This window comes from Candidatus Rhabdochlamydia porcellionis (assembly GCF_015356815.2).
Classification (GTDB): Bacteria; Chlamydiota; Chlamydiia; order Chlamydiales; family Rhabdochlamydiaceae; genus Rhabdochlamydia; species Rhabdochlamydia porcellionis.
The window spans coordinates 147,870-169,270 of the sequence record NZ_CP075585.1 but is presented as its reverse complement, the minus strand read 5'-3'; the positions used below and the strand labels follow the sequence as shown (position 1 = coordinate 169,270).

Here is a 21,401-nt window from a genome sequence, read left to right as displayed (position 1 = left end):
ACATGCATGATATTAAACTACTGCGATCCTATATGGGTTTATCCCAAAGTTGATCCAGAATGGCATAAAACAATTATTAAAGAATTTAGCATTCATCCTGTTACAGCCTATGTTCTAGCTTCTAGAAATTTTAAAACTTTAGAAGAGATACATGATTTTTTATATGCTAAACTCCCTCACTTGTTTGATCCTCACCTCTTCCCTGATATGGATAAAGCTGTACACCGCGTATTGCAAGCCCTTTCTCAAAAGGAAAATATTCTCATCTATGGAGATAATGATGTCGATGGAATTACAGCAGCAGCACTTCTAACAGAATTTTTAAGATTTATTGGTGGGAATATTTTTTTCTATATACCTAATCGCAACTCACTTAAACAGAGTTTAATTCTTGATGCTATTGACTTTGCTATCCAAAAACAATGTAAATTAATTATTACAGTGGATTGCGGCATTACCGCTGCTAATGAAATTCAGGAAGCTGTAAAAAAAAATATCGATGTAATTGTAACAGATCATCATGAGCCCACCGCAAAGCTGCCACACTGTATTGCCACATTAAATCCTAAGTTATTTAATAGTACTTATCCTAATCGAAATCTTACCGGAGTAGGCGTTGCCTTTAAACTAGCTCACGCTATTACAAATACTTTGATTGCAAACGGGTCTATTAGTCCTACAAAAATCGATCTTAAACGCTATTTAGATTTAGTTGCTTTAGGCACAATTGCTGATATGGGTTCTCTTTTGGGTGAAAATAGAATCCTGGTACGTTATGGTCTACGCCAAATGCGAAAAACCAGAAGAATTGGCCTTACTAAATTATTTTCTATCTGTAGTCTTAAATTAGGAGAGATCACTCCTATTGATATTGCTTCTAAAGTAGCCCCCCGTCTCAATAGTCTGGGAAGAATTGCAGATCCTCTTAAAGGTATTGAGTTGCTATTAATTCGAGATGCTAATGCAGCTGAATCTTTAGCAAAAGAATTAGACCTAAATAACATTGAAAGACAAAAAATTGAAAGACGCGATTCTGAAGATGTAGAGCAGTATATTTTACGTAATCCCCAAATACTTCATCAAAAAGCCATAGTCATCTTTTCTAATAAATGGCACCCTGGAATTATTCCGATTATTACTGCTCGTATTGCCAAACAATATAATAGGCCAACTGTAGTTATTTCCATTGACCAGGGACTAGGAAAGGGCTCTATAAGGACAATTCCTGAATTTCCTCTTTTACAACAATTACGTGAAAGTAGTGATCTCTTGGAAAACTTTGGAGGCCATGACTTCGCAGCAGGCCTGACTATTAAAGAAGAAAACATTCTCGCTTTTAAAGAGCAATTTATAAAAGCTGCTAATCTTCATCTCAAAGATCAGGATATCATTGCTAAAATCTATCTAAATGCAAATATCCAATTTGGAGATTTAACTTTTGATTTTATGGAATCTTTTAATTTGCTTGAACCTTTTGGAAATGAAAATCCTGCCCCAATTCTCTATTGTGATGCTAAACAGATTTGGCCTCCAAAAATCGTTGGGAAAACTCATCTTAAGCTTTATCTCGAACAACAAGATCGTATGCTAGAAGGCATTGCTTTTGGAATGGCCGACAAAAAACAGCGCCTACTTAAAAAAAAACTACTATTACATATTGCATTTACCCCTCATATTAACAACTTTCTAAATAAATCAAGTATCCAATTACAAATTCGCGACTTTCAACTTGCTAACTTTTCTTAAAAAAACAAACGCATCTCATGAAAATCCCGATGCGTTTGTTTTAAATTTTCTGATAAATTACGAAACATCCTCATCTATATTAGAAATCATTTTATTCAGGTAACAACTTTGATATTGCTTAATATTATCAATATGCACAATCCATGCAGATCCTTTACGGCAGGCTTTTAATAAACCAATACGTGTTGCATAGTAAATTTTTTGATAAGGCACTTTTAATAATTTAGCTGCCTGCTGAATTGAATAATATCCTTTTTTATTATCAAACAATAACTCTCCATTGTGCATAGATTTAGATCGAGAATATTTCATTTTTTTATATTGATCTAAATCTTCTATATCGATAATCCAACGGGTTGGATTTTTATAAGCTTTTAACTTTTTTTGTTTAATCGCCACATAAATAGCTTGACGTGTCACCTTATTAATTTTTGCCGCTTCTGATAGCGTAACAAACTTTTTTTCCTCTGCGGATTCGATTGAGTTCATAGAGACACCTCTAATTTATAGTTATAATTAATTATAAAAAGTACATATTATTTTGTTAAAATCAAAAAATTACTCTTATTTCTACTTTAATTTTAAACTAAAGAGTGAATATTATAAAAACATAATTAACATTTTATTTTTATATATTTTATTTTTCAAAAAAATAAAAAATCATGATTAAATAAAAAATTTAAATCTTTCAAAAGCAATCCATTTAATAGCTCCTAAGTGTATCTTAAGCGTTTTTTAGTCCATAGCAAAAACAATCTTATTTATTTCAACAAATTTTTGTTTTTTAGCAGAACCATAAATTATATGTATATGAAAAATTAAATTTTAATAAAAAAACACATCAATTAAATCAAATAAATATATTTAAAATTAAATTTAAAACATAAACTTTTATAATTAATAGTAGTATAAATAACTATTAAAAAACCCAGTTACCTTTATCCTGGAAAAGAAAAATAATACTGGTATTTTTATACAAATCTTTTGCATTTACTCAAAGATATCTACTCTAGAATAAAAAGTTTATTAGAATAAATTATAGATAAACTTGTTTATAATAATTTTATTACTAATATAATGATTTGCTTTCGTAAATTAATATAAATTAAAAAGAAGTCAAATGACACCTATCGGACATATTACAACTGAAGACCTCAACCTATTTTAATATACACTTGCTAAAATTAAGAGAAGGTAGTAGCGCATTTAATCTTGCTGCTAAAGAATTAAAGAAAAGCATTTTCAAGAGCTAGCTTCTTTCTACAAAAGATACCATGATTTCTATCGTAAACGCTGATATACAAAAAAGACGATGCCTTCCCCTTAAAATTTTCTTATAATAAAGCTAAAAAATAGCTGTGGCTTTATACTTCAGGCTGTATTGAAGAGCTCTTGGGTTCTAAAATTCTCTTCTACAGATTATAAAAAAATAATAAACCTATCCGTGTGCACTGCTATGTAGCAGAATGCTTGAGTAGCACAATATGCTTCTGATACGATTTTATGCTTAAAAGGCTATAGAGCTAGATCCTTGGCTATTACAATACGCTTCTGAAAGCTTACAAAAGCAACAAAGCTATTGTGAAAAAAATAAATTAGCCCGATTACTCATCGTTCATAAAAAATTTTAAGAATGATCAGCTATTAAGAGATTCTGCAACAGTAAATTCTCAGAACATAACAGGATCTCTTAATTTTTAAGAGAAAAAATAAAAACCACTAAGTACTTAAACTTAGTGGTTTTTATAAAAACTTCATAAGAACTCTCGAATCATGAGATTCAGATTTTAAGTTTATACAGCTTCGAAACGATGCACTTTCTTATTCAGATAGTTTTCTCGATATTCTTTAATATCATCAATATGAACTACCCAGGCAGCTCCTCTACGATGCGCTTTCATGAGTCCTACGCGTGTTGCATAGTATACTTTCTGAGCAGGCACATTTAATAATTGAGCAACTTGATTAACGGAATAAAATCCTTTATGATTGTCAAATAAAAGTTCCCCGTTGTACATCGATTTCGTACGGGAATACTTCCCATTACGATATAACTCAAGATCTGCAAGATCAATTGTCCATCTTGTTGCATCTTTTTTAGCTTTAAGCTTTTTTTGCTTAATCGCTACATAAATCGCCTGTCGTGTTACATTGTTGATCTTAGCTGCCTCTGTAATCGACACAATCTTCTTACTTGAAGAATTTAATTCCTCTAATCCACCTTGGATTTCTTCTCTTTCCATTTTTATATATCCTCCAAAAAATCAAGATATCTTTTATCAAACTGAAGCACCCATCAACTGCAAAAACCAATAACTAATAAATTAGAGGCGCTATTTGATTAAAATTAGTAATTAAACTATTTTATTTGTCACTTCGAACAATTATTATGGCATATAAATGAATTGAAATCAAGCATATATTAATTTTTTTAATTAGAATAGATATTAGAAAAACAGAAATAGACAATTGCTTTTTTCTAGCTATAAACTTTAACTTTGTCATAAGCTAAAATTATAGAGTTTTAAATAAATGTTTTTATTATACTTAAAATCAAAGACTTAAATCATGCTTCGCATTCTACTTATATTCATATTACTTGTTAAGCTAACAGGCTTAGAAGCAGTAGAACCACCTAAATTAACAGCTAAAGAAACAAGGTTAAAAACAGAAGAAATTTTAAAAGCCCATGTTTCTTATCAACAGCTTAGCCCCGAACTCATTAAAAGAGCTCTTAAAAACTACTTAGAAGAGCTAGATCCCTTAAAAACTTATTTTCTTGATTATGAAATAATTAGGTGGACAGACCCCTCCGAAGAGCTTCTTAAAGCGGTTTTAGCGGAATATGCATTAGAAAAATTTACCGTTTTTGAAGAAATGCACCAACAGATCCTCCTAGCTATCGACAGAAGGAATTCTCTAGAAAAGCAACTGGAAAATGCTCCTCTTCCTGAAGATGTTTCTCACTTAGAATTTAAAGATATTGCATGGGCAAAAAATGTAGATGCATTAAAAGAGCGTCTATTGCGAATTAAGTCATTGCAGCTTCGTACTGCAACAAAAATAGATCCCGATATCCGCAATCAGTTTATGCAAAGATTAACAAAAAGAAGGCTTTGCCGAGAAAACGATTTAAAAGGAAAAACAGACCAGGAAAGGCTGCGCATTATTCTATCCTATGTTCTTAAGTCCATAAGCTCCGCCTTAGACTCTCAAACCATTTATTTTACTCCTGCTGAAGCCAGTCAGTTTATGATTCAAGTACAACAACGTTTATTTGGAATTGGAGCACAATTAAGAGATGACCTTAATGGGCTTACAGTAGTGCATATTCTAGAAAAAAGCCCAGCTAGCTTCCCTGATAAATTAAAAATTGGAGATCGAATTGTTGCTGTAAACAACGAGCCAATTATAGGTTTAGAAATCATAGAAGCTGTAGAACTTATTCGCGGTCCTCAAGGGTCTTCTGTAATGCTAACAGTGCTGCGCGAGGTAAAAGAAGGAGAAAACATTAAAGAAAACAAGCTAGAAATTGAACTTATTCGCGGGGAGATCGTTTTAAAAGAATCCAGATTAGAAACACAAATAGAGCCTTATGGAAATGGCGTGATTGCTATCTTACATTTATTTTGCTTTTATCAAGATAATCATAGCAGTTCCGCAACCGATTTAGCTAAAGCTATAGAGGAGATTAAGAAAAACCATCTTTTAAAAGGAATTATTCTTGATCTGCGTAATAATGCAGGTGGCTTGTTAACCGAGGCTGTGGCGGTAAGTGGCTTATTTCTTTCAAAAGGGATTGTTGTTTCTATTAAGGATAATCAAGATAAGGTTTTTCACTTACGCAACTTAGAAAATAAAAAAGAGTGGGATGGTCCATTAATTGTCCTTATCAACCGCATGAGCGCTTCTTCTTCAGAAATCGTAGCACAAACTCTTAAGGACTATGGAAGAGCTATTATTATAGGAGATCCCGAAACATTTGGAAAAGGAACTTTTCAAACCTTTACTTTAGAATGCAATAATTTCGGTAAAGTAAACCCTAAAGGAGAGTATAAGGTAACTAGAGGTAGATATTATACAGCTTCAGGTAAAAGTCCCCAACTCGTTGGAGTGACAAGTGATATTGTGCTTCCTGGAGTATTATCTGAATTAGAAATTGGGGAGAAATATTCTAAGTTTCCTGTAGAAACAGACCATATTGAGCCTCATTTTGAAGATAACCTCGCTGACATCCCTTTTATCCACAAAAAAAAGATTAGTAAACTTTATCAAGAAGACAAACAATCTGTTTTACCTATTAAAAACTTAAGCCTCTTGAAAAAAAATGCAGAAGAGCGAGTTGCTACTAACAAAAATTATCAAAATTTCTTGAAAGAACTAGCAAAGAAAGATGAGCTAGGAGAGCTCACCTTATTCTTTGGGTTAAATGATTTGCAATTAGAAGAAACAATTAAAGTAATGAAAGACTATATTTTATTAACAGAAAAAGAAAAACCTTTTGTAGCTCCAGCAGCGTAAAAAGTTTTAGTTAAAAAATGCTTGCCTTCTATTTACTAATAGTGAAAAATTATTCCTTCCAAACCTCTTTTATTTTAAGTAAAAAATGAAAAAAGTACGCGTTCGCATTGCGCCATCTCCTACAGGAGATCCTCATGTAGGCACGGCATACATGGCCCTTTTCAATTATATTTTTGCTCATCATTTCGATGGAGAATTCATTTTAAGAATCGAAGACACAGATCAAACCCGCTCTAGACCAGAGTATGAAAAAAATATTTATGAAGCTCTTAAATGGGTAGGCATTACATGGCATGAAGGACCTGATGTTGGAGGACCTTTTGGACCTTATCGCCAATCAGAACGCACTGATATCTACCACAAATATTGTCAGCTATTAATAGAGCAAAAAAAAGCCTATAAATGTTTTGCTACTCCTCAAGAGCTCTCTGAAATGCGAGAAATGGCTGGTAAACTGGGGAAACGGCTAGGTTATGATCGTAGATATCGTAATTTAAGCACTGAAGAGGTTGCTATACGAGAAAAAGAAGGCCACCCTTATGTGGTTCGTCTTAAGATCCCTTTATCAGGTGAATGCGTCTTTGAAGATGCAGCTAAAGGACGGATCAGCTGTCCTTGGGCTGATATAGATGATCAGATTTTACTCAAATCCGATGGATTTCCTACCTATCATTTAGCAAATGTAGTTGATGATCACCTCATGAACATCTCTCATGTCATTAGAGGGGATGAATGGATGAGCTCAACACCTAAACATATCTTTCTCTATGAAAGCTTTGGATGGACTCCTCCTGTATTTATGCATATGCCTTTACTTCTGGGTAAAAATGGTAAAAAATTATCAAAAAGAAAAAATCCCACTTCTATCTTCTACTACCGAAATAGCGGATATCTACAGGAAGCGTTTATCAATTTCTTAAGTCTAATGGGCTATAGCATGTTAAACGATAAGGAACTCTATAGTTTAGAAGAAATTATCCGTGAATTTGAACCCTCTCGCATCGGTACTTCTGGAGCCTATTTTGATATTCAAAAGTTAGATTGGCTTAACCAGCAATACCTGATTAATACCATCCCTGAGAATGCTTTATGGGAAAGAATCAAGGAGTGGTCATTCAATGATGCTTTTATGCAAAAACTTATGCCTCTTTGTCATACGCGCATGAAAACCTTTGGCGATTTCATGCAGCTATGTGACTTCTTTTTCCTTAACCACCTTGCTTATACAGATGAATTGCTCTGCCCTAATCAATTGACAAAAGAAAAAAGCGCTTCCCTTTTACAAGCAATGATTTGGAGTATGGATGCACAGGAAAATTGGAAAAAACCAGGGATTGAAAGAGCTTCTCATGAAGTCTCTGAGAAATTTGACATTCATCATAAAAAAATGGTAATCCCTTTATTATATGGAGCTATTACAGGAAAACGCCATGGATTGCCTTTGTTTGATTCCGTAGAGATTCTAGGTAAAGATAGAGTGCGTGCCAGATTGTTAAATGCTATTCAATACTTGGGCGGTCTTTCTAATAAAAAACTAGACCTCTTGACAAAAGCATGGCATACAAAAGATTGTAGGTCTTTATAATTAATGGGGGCTTTCATAAGAAGATTGCTCAGATTTATCTGAGATAATGTAATGGCGCTGATATCCACCACCACCTGTACATGCACAAAGAAGCCCTAAGGAAATCCCTAAAATAAAATACTGTATTTTCATAACACCTTTTGATTTTTATGTCTATCCTCAAAGATTCTTCCGTTTGTAATCAACTATACTATCGAAAAAATCCAGCATTTATCTCTATTTTAGAGCGTATACTCTTAACAAAACCTGAGTCAACAAAAAAGACATTTCATCTTGCCCTAGATATCCACAATGCTGCTATTAACTTTAAACCAGGAGATGCCATTGCTATCTATCCTGAAAATGACCCTCTTATAGCATTAAAAATCTCGGAATTTCTACAACAAGATCTAGAGCAACAGGTTTACTATGCTCGTAGTAATACAACTCTTTCTTTATATGAACTATTAGTAAAAAGGGTAAATATCACTCGATTGACTTCTCATATGTTAAAAGCATTTTGGGCACATACACAAAATTCCCAAGAAAAACAACGGTTAGAAAAATTACTACATCCTCAATCCAAAGAACATTTAACGCAGTACCTAGCCCAAACCGATTTAATAGACTTTTTAAAAACATATGATACTACAAACATCCCTCTAGAAAAATTTTGTGAAAATCTCTCTCCTATGCTACCTCGATTTTATTCTATTGCCTCCTCACAACTAGCTTATCCCCATCGTTTAGAGTTGACGGTCGTTTTAATAGAGTACAAAAAAAATAACCGTATTCAATATGGGACGGGAAGTCATTTTTTATGCAACTTAGCCAAGTTAGAAGAGACTAAATTAGCTGTTTACATACAACCCGCTAAAGACTTTACACTTCCAGAAGATCCAACAGCTCCTATAATTATGGTAGGGCCTGGGACTGGAGTGGCTCCTTTTAGAAGCTTTATTCAAGAAAGGATCATTAAAGAACATACAGGGAAAAACTGGTTATTCTTTGGGGAAAGAAATCGAAAATACGACTTCTTTTACCAAGATTTTTGGGAAAATCTAGTTGCAACAAAAAAGCTCAATCTCGATCTAGCTTTCTCTCGTGACCAAGAAGATAAAATCTATGTACAACATAAACTTCTTATGCAAGCTCAAAAGATCTGGCATTGGCTTCAAGAAGGCGCTTATTTCTATCTCTGTGGAGATGCAAAACAGATGTCTAAAGATGTAGAGAAAACCCTGGAACAAATCATTTGCAACCAAGGGAAAATGAGCCAAGAAGAGACCTTGAGCTATGTCAAGGCTCTTAAAAAGCAAAAACGCTATGTAAAAGAAGTGTATTAACATTCTACTGTGGTAAGAATGCAAAAACACTGCAACCCATCACCACATCCAAAATCTGTTAATCCATTACCAGAAGTTACCGTAATTCCTACCTGAAGGATCTCTAGTTGCATCACTCTTGCAATAGATTGACGCATCTCATCGATACGGCTTTGTAACCTTGGTTTTTTGCCTTCAATGCTAAGAGCTACGTGTTGTACTTTTTGTTTCCTTAAAGTTTTTAAAGCATGCTCCAGATAAATCTGTGAATCGGTTACTCCTTCTTGATGACAGAGCTTAATAGCAATATCTCCTAAAATAGAAACCCCTGTAACAGAAGTAATCGCATTACAAATCGCATGAAATACCACATCTCCATCTGAATCTGCATCTAAACCAGGAGCTTCTGGAAAGATTAACCCCCCAATTATACAGGGCTTGATCGCATCTGGATCTAGAAATCGATGACTATCTTGACCAATTCCTACGCGCGTGCAAGACATCTTTTACACTCCGATTCTAGTTTGTGTTTTTTTCCCTTTCCCATGTCGTGTAATAGCTAGTTGAATTAATTGATCGATGAGTTGAGAATAGGAAAGCCCACTGATCTCCCATAATTTGGGATACATGCTAATTCGCGTAAATCCAGGAATGGTATTGATTTCATTAATTAAAAGTTCTTGATTTTTTGTTAAAAAGAAGTCTACTCGTGCCATACCCTCACAACATAGGGTTCGGAAAACGGTCATTGCCATTGTTTGAATCTGTGTAATCTGCTCTTTAACAAGAGAAGCTGGAATATGTAGCTTAGCTCCTTTAGCATCTATATATTTTGCTTCATAGGAATAAAACTCATGCAAAGGCTCTATTTCTCCTGGCAAAGATGCCTGTAAATCCTCATTACCTAAAACAGCGCATTCGATTTCTCTTCCTTGAATATATTTCTCTAATAAAATTTTGCGATCATATAAAAAAGCGTTTTTGATGGCTAAAAGATATGCTACTTGGTTGCTTACCTTGGATATTCCTATAGAAGATCCTGTATTGGCGGGTTTTACAAAGAAAGGACAACCTAATTTGAGGACAACCTCTTCAAAAACAGGAACCTCTTGGTAATCATGTAGACAAATAAAAGGGGTTACAGGAATACCCGCTTGTTGCAAGAGACGTTTCATAACATCTTTATCCATACCAATAGCAGACCCAAGCACACCAGCACCTACAAAGGGAATATTCGCTAATTGTAATAATCCTTGTATCGTTCCATCTTCTCCATATGTCCCATGTAAAATAGGAAAAATAACATCCAAGTCTAAATTTTGTTGCAACTTAGAGTCTTTATAGCTCACGATCTGTTTACACTCTTCAATTGGAACAATGGCTAATTTCTCTGTGAAATTCTCTAATATTGCAGTAGAAAAAACCATTTTTTTTAAAGTTTCCTGCGTTTCTAGATGCCATTGCCCTTGTTTATTAATACTCATTAAAACCGGCTCATATTTTTCTAGATCTAATGCTTCAAGAATGTTTTTCGCTGAAATTAAAGAAACCTCATGTTCTGTTGATTTGCCTCCAAAAAGAAGACCCACTCTGACTTTTTTTTTCATGATTTCACCTTAAGTACAACTGTTATGCTATGAGAGATCCTTATTTCTCAATAGCTATTTTACACTATCAATTTTGTTAAAATCTTACAATTAAGGACAAACATTTGACAAAACGATCTATTCTCCCTATTCTTGAGATTATTCAAAGGTTTACAGATATGCTAAAAATCAAAGGGAATTATCCCCTCAAAGGTCAAGTAAAAGTAGCGGGTGCAAAAAATTCGATCACTAAACTTTTGGTAGCCTCTCTTTTATCCAATAAAAAATGCATTTTCCACAATGTGCCAGATATTTCTGAAGTAGAAATAACTGTTGCGCTTTGTCAAGAAATCGGATCTCAAATCGCTTGGGATCGCTCAAACGGAATTATTGAAATTATCACACCAGAGCTCAAAAGCTGTTACATTCCTCAGCGCTTTTCTGGCTCTAACCGGATCCCTATTTTAATGATTGGTGCTCTTTTAGGTCGCACAGATGAAGATATTATTGTTCCAACAGCTGGTGGGTGCAATATCGGTAAAAGACCTATTGATTTTCATATTCACGCATTAGAAAAGCTAGGTGCACAAATTGAATACCGTCGTATGAAAAAAGAGGGAGCATATTTTGCAAGAGCACATCATGGCTTAATAGGAAATATCATTACTCTGCCTTACCCCTCTGTAGGAGCTACAGAAAATACCATTCTATCTGCTGTTAGCGCAAAAGGCACAACTGTTATTAAAAATGCAGCCATAGAACCAGAAATCGTTGATCTCATGCTCTTTTTACAAAAACTAGGGGTAACCATTGAAATGGATGTAGATCGCACAATCCGTATTCAGCAGACTAAAGCATTTCACGAAGTAGAACACACAGTCATCTCAGATCGCACAGAAGCTGCTTCATTTGCTTTAGCTGCTATTAGCACAAAAGGCAGAGTTTTAGTAGAAGGAGCTCAGCACCAATCAATGATTTCTTTCTTAAATAGATTGCGCGAGGTTAATGGGGGTTTTGAAGTGAAGAAAAATGGTATTGAATTCTTCTATAACGGACCTCTACGCGGTGGCATTCATTTAGAAACCGATGTACATCCAGGATTTCTAACCGATTGGCAACAGCCCTTTGTCGTTTTACTCACCCAAGCACACGGAGCTTCTGTTGTTCATGAAACGGTTTATGAAAATCGCTTTGGCTATATAGAGACGTTAAAAAACATGGGAGCAGATATTCAATTATTCACCCAGTGTCTAGGAGGTCGCTTATGTCGTTTTGCTGCCCAAAATTATCAACATAGTGTTGTAATCCAAGGTCTAACGCCTCTTCATGCAAAAGAGATTTGTATCCCTGATCTACGTGCAGGTTTCGCCTACGTTTTGGCAGCACTACTCGCCCCTGAAACAAGCCTACTTAGTGGGGTTCACTATCTAAAACGCGGTTATGAGAAAATAGTCGAAAAGCTCTCTTCTATCGGAGCTCACATCGAATACGTATCACAAAAAAGCGTTCCTATTCCCCTATCGGAATGCGTAGATACCATTGCTCAGATCTCTCAAGCAAAAGCAGTCAAATAAGTTTTTTATCCTACCTTCTTGATTATTCAATTTGAGATAAAGACTATAGGAGTCAATGACTATTTTCTTACAAAGAACGGATAAAATCCCAACGAAGTATTATCCTCAAGTACAACATTAACTTGTATGTTTGAACTTTTTAAGAGTTGATCGTACTTTTCTCTTAAAGTTGACCCAAAATATTTCCATTGGATTTAAGTCTGGTGAATAGAGAGATAAAAATAAGATCTTACAACCAGCCTTTTTGATCATTTCTAAACTCAGCTGTGACTTAGAAAAACTTGTATTGTCCATGATGATACTTGATCGGTTTTAAGTTCAAGAAAGAGAATTTTTTCTAACGATGTATTAAATAAAGCGGTATTGCGTATCCCTGTATAACAAAAAGGAGCTATAATAGAAGAACGATTACCATAGATAGCCCATATATTTTTCCCCCTGTGAATACCTCTTCCTTTTTCACCTTGGAAGTATTCATTAGACTTCTTTCGAAATTACACTTTTGATTATTCTTCTATTGTTTGTTGAAGGGGGCATATGAAATTTGAAAGTGTAAAGAATTTAGACGAGGAAAAATTTCGTCGTCTTACAGGGGTTAAAAGAAGTACATTCAATAGAATGATAAATATTCTAGAGGATTCCATGAGAAACAGAAAAGCCCATAGTGGAAGAAAAAAGAAACTAAGCTTGGAAAATGCTTTATTGATGTCTTTGGAATCGAGGCTATCACTGTTTCATCAAATGGAGGTCTATCCCCTGATGATTCGCTTCGTTCAGGGATTCCCCATCTTATGAACAAATGTAACATTGCCTCTATCACGTTGGGCCAGTTCTTTGCTACGTCTGAAATGCAAGAGATTATCCAAGCATCAAAAAACAGCCCAGATAGTTGTAAATCCTGTTGCTGGGAAAATGTTTGTGGTGGAAACGCGTTAATCTCTCGTTATAGTCCAGAAAACAGCTTCAATAATCCTTCTGTTTTTTGCTCAGGATTGAAAATATTTTATACTGCTGTAACGAAATACATTCTTGAAAATGGAATCTCTGTAGACAAAATCAGAGAAACTCTACTCGCATTCAGACCTACAGAAGAAGACCAATCATGAAAATCAAAAGAACATGGATTACCCTCTCTTGTTTACTCATTGTTGCGTTATTTGTTTTTTACAATAGGGAATTTCCAAAAAAAGAGAGTCGCAAGCAAACCATACCTATCAAAGTTCTCCATGGCCTTCCTCTTGTCAATGTAAATATTCATGGTCATGCATTGCAGCTTATATTAGATCTAGGGTCCCATTCTTCGAGTTTAAGCAAAGAGGTTATGGGAGAGGTCCAATTGACCAAGACTGAAAAAACGACTCGTTCAATGGATGCGTATGGCAAAAAATTAATCCATCCAGTATTTAGCTCCTCTAAAGTACGCATCGGCAACTATTTATTGCCATATTTAGAATTTAATGAATCAAAGGGTTTCAACCTTGATTTCGAGCCCCAGACTCCCAAAGTGTTAACCTATGGGAAAATAGGAAGGGAACCTTTTCTTGATAAAGTGCTTTTCATTGATCGTAAGCGGGAACTGTGTATTGTTGAAAAAGCACATCCTAATCGGAAATTAGACCCAAAAAAATATAAGCAAGGAGAGTGGATTGAAACCGAGTTTAACTTAGATAAAGGAATGGGAATCAGCTTATGCTTGATAACAGACTCAGTCGGAAGAAAGGAGCTTATTTTGGATACAGGGTCTAACGTTTCTCTGATAGATAAAAGCTCTTCACTCCAAGTTCCTATCGATCTGCGTAATGAAATAGAAAAAATCTCACTTAAATTAAATAACGGTGTTTCTTTAGGGACATTTTCATTTTATTCCTTTGATTTTACAAATGCTGGATTACAAGGAATTTTAGGTTTTGATTTTTTTGATTATTACATGGTTTGTATTGACTTCTTGAATAAAAAAATTTTTCTAAAGACTTATAACGAACATCCTTAGATGGTCTTGTTACCTTACTGTACGTCAATAAAATTAGGGAAAAGCTAATGGATAGAGGTTTGTAATTATTCATAAATTTAAGATCTAAAATGAAAAATAAGTTCATGAATCTCCAGGATAAAGCACTTATTTGTAAAAGAGCTATTAGAAACTGTAAATGATCAACTAAAAAATATATCCCAGATTGAACATACAAGACATAGATCAATAAGTAATTTTTTTGGTTAATGCGCTTTATGCAATTGCGGCTTACATGAGGCAATCTAAGAATCCTTGTGTTATGATACTGTTAACAAATTAATTATTTAGATATTATTCATCTATCTTTAAAATATAGGGAGACCTTGTTTGAAGAACAAACGTTTGTATCCCCTATTAGAAGACTATTTCGAAAGACATCTCTATCCTTATTTATTTGAATGTAAAGAGGAAAGAGGATGATCTTCATTAATTAGTGATTATCATTTTTTTGTGCCATTTTATACGTGATGCGAACGGTAATCTCTTGGAGAGACTTGCCAGATATTTATGGTTCTTGACATTATACCCGTTTTAAACCTTAGAGTGCGTCAGAGTGGCTTTGGAAACTATAGCAATTTAACTTTAAACTTTCACGACAAAGAAGTATGATGCTTACATGGCATATTCCTATGATTTAAGAAAAAAAGCATTAGACTATATAGAGAAAGGCAATTCAAAAGAAGAAGCAAGTCAAATCTTTGGAGTGACGGCGCGTAGCATATTTAATTGGATCAAGAGAAAAGAACAAAGGCGCTTGGCTCCTAATAAAACAAGAAAAAGACGTCCTAATAAAATTGAAGGAGAAAAGCTAAAAGCGTACCTTCAAGAGAATCCGGATAGCTACTTAAAAGAAATAGCCGAAAGATTACTTTAAAAAAAAGACGCCCTTCTATCAAGAAAGAGATGATGAGAAAAGAGAGAAGTTTCAAAAGAGAGTAGAGGAAATTGCTGAAGAAGATCGAGTTTATGTCGATGAAAGTGGGATTAATGAATATCTTCAAAGGAAGAATGCGAGAGCACCCAGAGGGGAAAAAGCGTATGGGGCTGTATCAGGAAATCGTTATCACAGAGAAAGTTTTATAGCAGCTAAGAATCGATCAAATATTTTAGCACCCTTTTGTTATACAGGAACATGTAATACCCAGTTGTTTAACATGTGGCTCGAACAAATACTCATCCCTGAGCTAAAACCTGGACAAGTAGTTATTTTGGATAATGCGAGTTTTCATAAGTCCAAAGAGAGTTTAGAAATCATTAAAAGAGCTAGATGCGAAGTATTATTTTTGCCTCCCTATTCTCCTGATTTGAATCCTATCGAAAAGTTTTGGGCACATTTTAAGAAAAGAGTAAAAGAAGCCTTAACCTTATATTCAAACCTTGCAGAAGCTATTGATCAATCTTTTTTACAAGTGTGTAGTTAATGGAAATTTTAAATTCAAACTACTATATTGCAGATTTTTACGCATGTAAAAGATGGAAAATCACCTTAAAAAAAAGACATCTTTCTATAAATAAATGAGAAGAGTTTAAACAAAAGCTAGAAAATATTCCTGAAGAGAGTCGAGTTTACATCGATGAAAGTGGAATGAATAAAGTTCTTTCGAAATTCATTGAATTAGCTCTAAATTATAAATTCCTGCTATTAAATTGAAGCGAAGTTCAAGCCGCTTACGTCTGTTTCGATAATGATCAGCGAGTATTTTAAAATGCTTGAGTATATAGATGCTCGGTTTGAAAAGATGGAAAACCATATTAGTAGTATTGAAAATAAACTTACTACTATTGATATGCGAGCAAGCTTTATTGAAAGATTATTGGAGATGATCAGATTGCCTCAACTTCCTCAAAAGGAAATAAAGAAAGCAACAGATCCCTAATATTTAAGTCCCACCGGTAGTGAGGTTGTTGTAAATTTAGGGCATAAACTATAGCAATCTCTTTTGGATCAAAAATCATGCTTCAAGAGAGCAAAAAATGAAAGATACAAATATCTAAATTAAAGTCAATTGACTTTAACTTCCACCCAAATATCTCGTATTTTCTGTTGAGGAAGAAGGCTTTTAAAAAAATGATATTTTTTAAAGTCTTCTGCTAAACCATAAAAAATCTTATATGCTTGAGGATCGAAATCCAGATCTTGCTCGTCATCTAAAGCAGGGAAAAGCCTAAAAGAATCCCAGTATACGCGTATAGATTCTCTTTGGTAGAGATGGTTGATAAATTGATAGACCAAAGCCTCTTTATCACATGTTTTAGGAATACAGAGATTTTCAATAGAAATAAAAGATCCTTCTTTAGGAACAACAAAATCAATAAAACTAAAATTGCGCTTTGAGCGAAAAATATAAGAGCTAGAAGCCACCGCTAAAGGAGAGCTTTTAGTCCCTAAAAAATAGTCTGCCCTCTCGTTTGCATAGACTGCTACCCAGGATTTTTGTTGTATCAAGAGATCTTTGACTTTTTCAGCTTGAATCTTAGAGAGAGAAGAAATGGGACCGTATAGATAAAATCCAGCTATTTCAATAGCTTCAATGGGATCATTCACCATAACAATGCGATAATTTACTACTTCTGAATCAAAAATCATCTTCCAAGAAGGGGTAAAAGTCTTAATGAAAAAGTCTCTATCAATCCCTAATCCAAAAACTTCCCAAGAAAGTGGAATAGAATAACGATTTTCCGGATCAAAGAAATGCCCTAATAATCCGGGAAGGAACTGATGAAAGAAGGGTAGTTGCTTTCGATCTAATTCTTTGATTAATTGGTTTTTAATCAAAATGCTCACTGCATAATCAGAGGGTATGACTAGATCATAGCCTTGCCCTTCTGTTGCTTTTAGCTTCATAATCAATTCTTCGTTAGAGGAGTAGTTATTGATATTCACTCTAATGCCTGTTTTCTTTTCGAAGCTTTGAATGATCTCCTCATTTAAAATACCACCCCATGTAAAGACATTAATAGAATCTTTGGAAGTAGAAGAAAATTTAGGTTCATATAAGAAACATGCTAATAAAAAAATCCAAATAGAGATAACGAACACTCGAGTAAGGGATTTGGGCATAAAAACCTTTATTATATCTTTTGGGGAAGAAGGTTTTAATTTTAGGATTAAACTGTTTTATTGCATAGCATTTTAAAAAACTTAAATCTAGTTTTTATGGTAATAAATTGATTCTAAATCAATAAGACCATAGAATGTCTTAGAAAATTACCCATGTTTTAACCTATGTCAAAAATATCTTTCTGGAGAACTATACAAAAAAATAATTTTACCAATTGGAAGCCTTTACTTTCCTATTTAAAACTTCCTTTAGAAGAAGCGGAAAAAAAAGTACTCATTTCTCCTCATTTTGTACTTAATATTCCTTATCGATTAGCACAAAAAATAAAAAAAGGTGATTGGAAAGATCCTCTACTTCTGCAGTTTCTTCCACTTAAACAAGAGCTCCAAAATCACCCGTTATTTGTATCTGATCCTGTTTTAGATAGCTCTTTTACAAAAACCTCTAAGCTTCTGCATAAATATACAGGAAGAGCTTTACTTCTATGCACAAGCGCTTGCGCTATGCATTGCAGGTATTGTTTTCGACAAAATTTCGCCTATGAAAAAGAAGAGATGGATTTTAGCAAAGAGCTCAAAGAATTAGCACAAGACGTAAGCTTAACAGAAATTATCCTAAGTGGAGGAGACCCTCTTTCGCTAAGCAATGCAAAACTTAAATGCCTATTACAGGAATTAAATCAAATTCCTCATATTCAAAAGATTCGCTTTCACACACGTTTTCCAATTGGGATTCCTGAGAGAATCGATGCTGAATTCATTTCTCTACTTTCTGATTTGGATAAACAAGTGATTTTTGTCATACATTCCAATCACCCAAAAGAGTTAGACGATGCTATTTTTCAAGCACTGAAGCAGATTCAAAACCTGGGGATTCCCCTACTTTGTCAAACGGTTTTATTACATCAAATCAATGACGACATAGAAGTATTAGCCGATTTATTTACTACGCTTAGCAACCACGGCATTTTACCTTACTACCTACATCAGCTCGATCGTGTAAAAGGTACACAACATTTCGAAACATCTATAGAAAAAGGACAAGAACTAATCAACAAGCTCTCTGCTAGGCTTCCTGGGTATTGCATTCCCAAGTATGTTCAAGAGATCCCTAACCAGCCGAATAAAACTTCTATTGATCTACATTCTTTCTAATGTTTGCAAACCTAAAATAGACAATCCCTTTTTTAAAACCTGAGCTGTTACCTCTGATAGCAATAATCGACTATTTTTTTCAATGCTGCCTTCTACTCTACAATCACGGAAGAAAGCATGGAACTTTTCTGCTAAGGCGTATAGATAATCACATAAACGATTAGGCAGAAGATCTTGCGACATCATTTGCAGTGTTTCTGGGAAAAGACATAAATGAAAAGCCATTGCCACTTCCGAAGGATGAGAAAGTACAATCGGTCCTTTTACAGCTTCTTTTCCTACCTTACGCTTAATCCCTTGAATACGCACATAAGCATATAGTAAAAAGGCAGCGGTATTTCCTTCAAATTTTAACATTCGATCGTAGCTAAAAACATAATCTTTGATTCTATGACAACAAAGATCTGCATATTTTACGGCATCTATACCTAAAATTTTAGCGCTCTTTTCTAATTCTTTTTCCTCTAGAAGGGGAAGCCTTGTCTTGAGGATTTGTTTAGCTTTTTGAATAGCTCCCATTAATAGATCGATCAGCTTTTCAGTCTCCCCAGATCTAGTTTTAAATTTTTTCCTATCAGGACCTAATACAACACCAAAAGGGACATGATCTAACTGCAATTGTTTAGGATCAAAGTAATGAGCTTTTTCAGCAGCTTTGAAAATCATGGCAAAATGTAAGCTTTGCCCTGCATCGGTTACAATAATAATCCGAGCAGCTTTTTCTTTTTGTACCCGATGATAAAGTGCCGCCATATCTGTGGTTTCATAATTGTAGCCTCCATCTGACTTTTGCACGATCATAGGAAAAGGAGTGTTATCTCTTCCTGTAAAACCATCTAAGAAAATACACTTTGCTCCATTAGATATCGTAACTAACCTTTTTTGCTCTAAATCCGCAACGATTTGTGCAAGATAAGGACTATAAAAAGACTCTCCCCTTTCTACCAAACGAACATCTAAAAGCTGATAAATTTCTTGAAAAGCAGTCTTGGAAACCCCACAAATTCTTTCCCAAATCTGCAAAGAACTTTTATTTCCTTGTTGTAATTTTACCACCTCTAGCTGTGACAGTTTTTTAAATTCTTTATCTTGATCAAACTGAAATTTTGCTTTTTTATACCAGTCCATTAAAGTGGAAAGACTTATTGCCTCTTGAAAAGCACTCCATTCATATTTTTGAATATAAGCAATCAGCATGCCAAATTGCGTGCCAAAGTCTCCTATATGGTTTAAACGTAGTACCTCATAACCTAAAAATTCAAACAACCTAGCTAGAGCATCACCGATAATCGTCGATCGCAAATGCCCAACATGCAGCTCTTTTGCAATATTAGGAGAAGAGAATTCTACAATGATTTTTTCTTTCTTTACTAAGGGAACTCCTAAGCGCTCATCTAAGAACATAGACTCGATTCGTTTAGCTAAAAAATTGGGACATAAAAAAATATTGACAAAACCAGCGCCTGCAACCTCTATTTTTTCAATCATTCTATGACCCATCTGGTCATAAAGATCTATTGCATCAGCAATTTGCTTTGCAATCTGCCTAGGATTCTTCTTCACTATTTTAGCAATTTTTAAAGCGCTATTACATTGATAATGTCCAAATTGAGGCTGTGTGCTCTCTGTAATTTCTGCTTTCAAAAGCATAGGGTCTGTAATTTCAGCAGAAAACTGATTAGTAATCGCCTGGGTTACTTTTGTCTTTATTAAACTAATTAAATGAGTCATACATTAAATTAGCTCAAGGATGCGTGATGGAAATAAGGAGGTTCTATACGCTTGCCAATTTGATACTTTAAACGATAATCAGCAAGAGAAAGAGCTGCCCTATGAGTGGAAAAACGATTTTGTTCAGCAATATCATAAACAATCGTGAGCAGGTCAGGAATACGATCGATACGGTTACGAGCTAGAATAGGGTTGTACCCTCCTGGCTCTAGCTCTTGTGATACATTGATTAATCCCCCTGCATTATTAATAAAATCAGGAACATACCAAATACCACGACTAGCTAACTCGTCAGCATCGTTATCATTAAGTAATTGGTTATTAGCACAACCAGCAACAGCTAAGCAGCGTAATAAAGGAATCGTGCGAGAGTTTAATATCCCACCCATAGCACAAGGTGCTAATACATCGCATTCTGCTTTTAAGATTTCTTCCGCAGGAAGAATAACAGCACCTGTGAGTTTCTGAAGCTCCAAACATCTTTTTTGATCCAGATCACTAATTATAAGATGAGCTCCAGCCCAAAAAAGAAACATAGCTAATTCAAAACCTACTGCACCTATACCTTGTATGGCTATCTTACGACCTTTTAAATCGGAAGAACTATATATTTTCTTTAGAACGGATTGTATCCCTCTAAAAGCCCCCCAAGCTGTAAAAATAGCTGGATTTCCACTACTTTTTTCATGAGGTAGGCCTACTACATAAGGAGTAGTTTGACTAATAAGTAGAACATCTTCAGGAGAACAACCTACATCTTCTGCACAAATGTATTCCCCTTTAAGTTGGTGTACAGCTTCTGCAAAAGCAGAAAGCAGTTCTTTTGTCTTATCCATCTTAGGATCTGCTATAATAACAGCTTTGCCTCCTCCCCAAGAACACTCAGATAGAAGAGACTTATAAGTCATGGCTTTTGCAAGGCGCATAACATCTTTTAAAGCCATTTCTTCATTGGGATAGGGATAGATGCGTATACCGCCTAAAGCAGGACCTATAACGCTAGAATGTATACAAATAATTGCATGCAACCCTACTTCCGCATTTAATACTCTGATTACTTTTTCATAACCAGGAACCGAAACTTCTTCTAAAGCAAGCGTTTTTTCACAGGCTTGGGCCATTATATG

Annotated in this window: 20 protein-coding genes and 3 pseudogenes; 13 read left to right on the top strand and 10 right to left on the bottom strand. The window is 34.7% G+C overall.

Features of this window, described 5'->3' with window-relative positions:
* Positions 1 to 6: 6 nt before the first annotated feature.
* Positions 7 to 1,746 (top strand): single-stranded-DNA-specific exonuclease RecJ, encoded by a 1,740-nt coding sequence (gene recJ, locus RHAB15C_RS00760; protein WP_194845595.1) that lies wholly within the window; start codon positions 7 to 9, stop codon positions 1,744 to 1,746.
* Between the two features lie 57 nt (positions 1,747 to 1,803).
* Here the strand turns inward: recJ and RHAB15C_RS00755 are convergent, their stop codons facing one another.
* Positions 1,804 to 2,235 (bottom strand): helix-turn-helix domain-containing protein, encoded by a 432-nt coding sequence (locus RHAB15C_RS00755; RefSeq protein ID WP_194845596.1) that lies wholly within the window; start codon positions 2,233 to 2,235, stop codon positions 1,804 to 1,806.
* 1,304 nt (positions 2,236 to 3,539) lie between these two features.
* Complete coding sequence (locus tag RHAB15C_RS00750; RefSeq protein ID WP_194845597.1) at positions 3,540 to 3,989, bottom strand: helix-turn-helix domain-containing protein; 450 nt, start codon at positions 3,987 to 3,989, stop codon at positions 3,540 to 3,542.
* Between the two features lie 325 nt (positions 3,990 to 4,314).
* Between RHAB15C_RS00750 and tsp the strand changes: the two genes are divergently transcribed.
* Positions 4,315 to 6,267: a tail-specific protease Tsp gene (gene tsp / locus RHAB15C_RS00745; protein ID WP_194845598.1), complete on the top strand. Its 1,953-nt coding sequence runs from the start codon at positions 4,315 to 4,317 to the stop codon at positions 6,265 to 6,267.
* An 85-nt stretch (positions 6,268 to 6,352) separates the two neighbouring features.
* Positions 6,353 to 7,852 carry a glutamate--tRNA ligase gene (gene gltX / locus RHAB15C_RS00740; protein WP_194845599.1) on the top strand — a complete coding sequence of 500 codons (1,500 nt, stop codon included), beginning with the start codon at positions 6,353 to 6,355 and terminating at the stop codon, positions 7,850 to 7,852.
* On the opposite strand, the gene RHAB15C_RS07300 is transcribed toward gltX, so the two are convergent.
* On the bottom strand, positions 7,853 to 7,984 hold the full coding sequence (locus tag RHAB15C_RS07300; RefSeq protein ID WP_281422358.1) for a hypothetical protein: 132 nt from the start codon (positions 7,982 to 7,984) through the stop codon (positions 7,853 to 7,855).
* A 17-nt stretch (positions 7,985 to 8,001) separates the two neighbouring features.
* Here RHAB15C_RS07300 and RHAB15C_RS00735 point away from each other — a divergent pair, with 17 nt between their 5' ends.
* Positions 8,002 to 9,177, top strand: coding sequence for a diflavin oxidoreductase (locus RHAB15C_RS00735; RefSeq protein WP_194845600.1), 1,176 nt, complete (start codon positions 8,002 to 8,004; stop codon positions 9,175 to 9,177).
* Here the strand turns inward: RHAB15C_RS00735 and ispF are convergent.
* On the bottom strand, positions 9,174 to 9,659 hold the full coding sequence (gene ispF, locus RHAB15C_RS00730) for a 2-C-methyl-D-erythritol 2,4-cyclodiphosphate synthase (protein ID WP_194845601.1): 486 nt from the start codon (positions 9,657 to 9,659) through the stop codon (positions 9,174 to 9,176). The genes RHAB15C_RS00735 and ispF overlap by 4 nt on opposite strands.
* 3 nt (positions 9,660 to 9,662) lie before the next feature.
* Complete coding sequence (ddlA, locus tag RHAB15C_RS00725) at positions 9,663 to 10,763, bottom strand: D-alanine--D-alanine ligase (protein ID WP_194845602.1); 1,101 nt, start codon at positions 10,761 to 10,763, stop codon at positions 9,663 to 9,665.
* 158 nt (positions 10,764 to 10,921) lie between these two features.
* Between ddlA and murA the strand changes: the two genes are divergently transcribed.
* Positions 10,922 to 12,316, top strand: coding sequence for a UDP-N-acetylglucosamine 1-carboxyvinyltransferase (gene murA, locus RHAB15C_RS00720; RefSeq protein WP_194845615.1), 1,395 nt, complete (start codon positions 10,922 to 10,924; stop codon positions 12,314 to 12,316).
* Between the two features lie 117 nt (positions 12,317 to 12,433).
* Here the strand turns inward: murA and RHAB15C_RS07390 are convergent, their stop codons facing one another.
* Entirely contained in the window at positions 12,434 to 12,610 is a 177-nt protein-coding gene (locus RHAB15C_RS07390; RefSeq protein ID WP_194845603.1) for a transposase, read from the bottom strand.
* Positions 12,611 to 12,853: 243 nt separating this feature from the next.
* On the opposite strand from RHAB15C_RS07390, the gene RHAB15C_RS00710 reads away from it, so the two are divergent.
* The 6 genes and pseudogenes from RHAB15C_RS00710 to RHAB15C_RS00685 form a co-directional block, all read left to right on the top strand.
* A complete protein-coding gene (locus RHAB15C_RS00710) occupies positions 12,854 to 13,111 on the top strand; it encodes a hypothetical protein (protein WP_194845604.1) in 258 nt (85 codons plus the stop codon).
* Positions 13,108 to 13,422 carry a hypothetical protein gene (locus RHAB15C_RS00705; protein WP_194845605.1) on the top strand — a complete coding sequence of 105 codons (315 nt, stop codon included), beginning with the start codon at positions 13,108 to 13,110 and terminating at the stop codon, positions 13,420 to 13,422. Before RHAB15C_RS00710 ends, RHAB15C_RS00705 begins: the two co-directional genes overlap by 4 nt.
* The gene (locus RHAB15C_RS00700; RefSeq protein WP_194845606.1) at positions 13,419 to 14,306 is read left to right on the top strand and encodes a pepsin/retropepsin-like aspartic protease family protein; all 888 of its coding nucleotides are present in this window, start codon (positions 13,419 to 13,421) and stop codon (positions 14,304 to 14,306) included. The genes RHAB15C_RS00705 and RHAB15C_RS00700 overlap by 4 nt, the downstream gene beginning before the upstream one ends.
* 135 nt (positions 14,307 to 14,441) lie before the next feature.
* Positions 14,442 to 14,536: pseudogene (locus tag RHAB15C_RS07500) on the top strand (transposase); the annotation flags it as partial.
* 407 nt (positions 14,537 to 14,943) lie between these two features.
* The gene (locus RHAB15C_RS00690; protein WP_220716058.1) at positions 14,944 to 15,201 is read left to right on the top strand and encodes an IS630 transposase-related protein; all 258 of its coding nucleotides are present in this window, start codon (positions 14,944 to 14,946) and stop codon (positions 15,199 to 15,201) included.
* 55 nt (positions 15,202 to 15,256) lie between these two features.
* A pseudogene (locus RHAB15C_RS00685) lies at positions 15,257 to 15,748 on the top strand (IS630 family transposase); the annotation flags it as partial.
* Positions 15,749 to 15,934: 186 nt separating this feature from the next.
* Here the strand turns inward: RHAB15C_RS00685 and RHAB15C_RS00680 are convergent.
* Positions 15,935 to 16,051: pseudogene (locus tag RHAB15C_RS00680) on the bottom strand (IS5/IS1182 family transposase); the annotation flags it as partial.
* Here RHAB15C_RS00680 and RHAB15C_RS00675 point away from each other — a divergent pair.
* On the top strand, positions 16,034 to 16,204 hold the full coding sequence (locus RHAB15C_RS00675) for a hypothetical protein (protein WP_194845951.1): 171 nt from the start codon (positions 16,034 to 16,036) through the stop codon (positions 16,202 to 16,204). The pseudogene RHAB15C_RS00680 and the gene RHAB15C_RS00675 sit on opposite strands and share 18 nt — an antisense overlap.
* A 125-nt stretch (positions 16,205 to 16,329) precedes the next feature.
* Here RHAB15C_RS00675 and RHAB15C_RS00670 read toward each other — a convergent pair whose 3' ends face one another.
* Positions 16,330 to 17,388, bottom strand: coding sequence for an ABC transporter substrate-binding protein (locus RHAB15C_RS00670; protein WP_194845922.1), 1,059 nt, complete (start codon positions 17,386 to 17,388; stop codon positions 16,330 to 16,332).
* A 165-nt stretch (positions 17,389 to 17,553) separates the two neighbouring features.
* Here RHAB15C_RS00670 and RHAB15C_RS00665 point away from each other — a divergent pair, with 165 nt between their 5' ends.
* On the top strand, positions 17,554 to 18,543 hold the full coding sequence (locus RHAB15C_RS00665; protein ID WP_194845923.1) for a KamA family radical SAM protein: 990 nt from the start codon (positions 17,554 to 17,556) through the stop codon (positions 18,541 to 18,543).
* Here RHAB15C_RS00665 and argS read toward each other — a convergent pair.
* Both argS and RHAB15C_RS00655 read right to left on the bottom strand, forming a co-directional pair.
* On the bottom strand, positions 18,529 to 20,274 hold the full coding sequence (argS, locus tag RHAB15C_RS00660; protein WP_194845924.1) for an arginine--tRNA ligase: 1,746 nt from the start codon (positions 20,272 to 20,274) through the stop codon (positions 18,529 to 18,531). The genes RHAB15C_RS00665 and argS overlap by 15 nt on opposite strands.
* 8 nt (positions 20,275 to 20,282) lie before the next feature.
* Positions 20,283 to 21,395, bottom strand: coding sequence for a Glu/Leu/Phe/Val family dehydrogenase (locus tag RHAB15C_RS00655; RefSeq protein ID WP_194845925.1), 1,113 nt, complete (start codon positions 21,393 to 21,395; stop codon positions 20,283 to 20,285).
* Positions 21,396 to 21,401 lie beyond the last annotated feature (6 nt).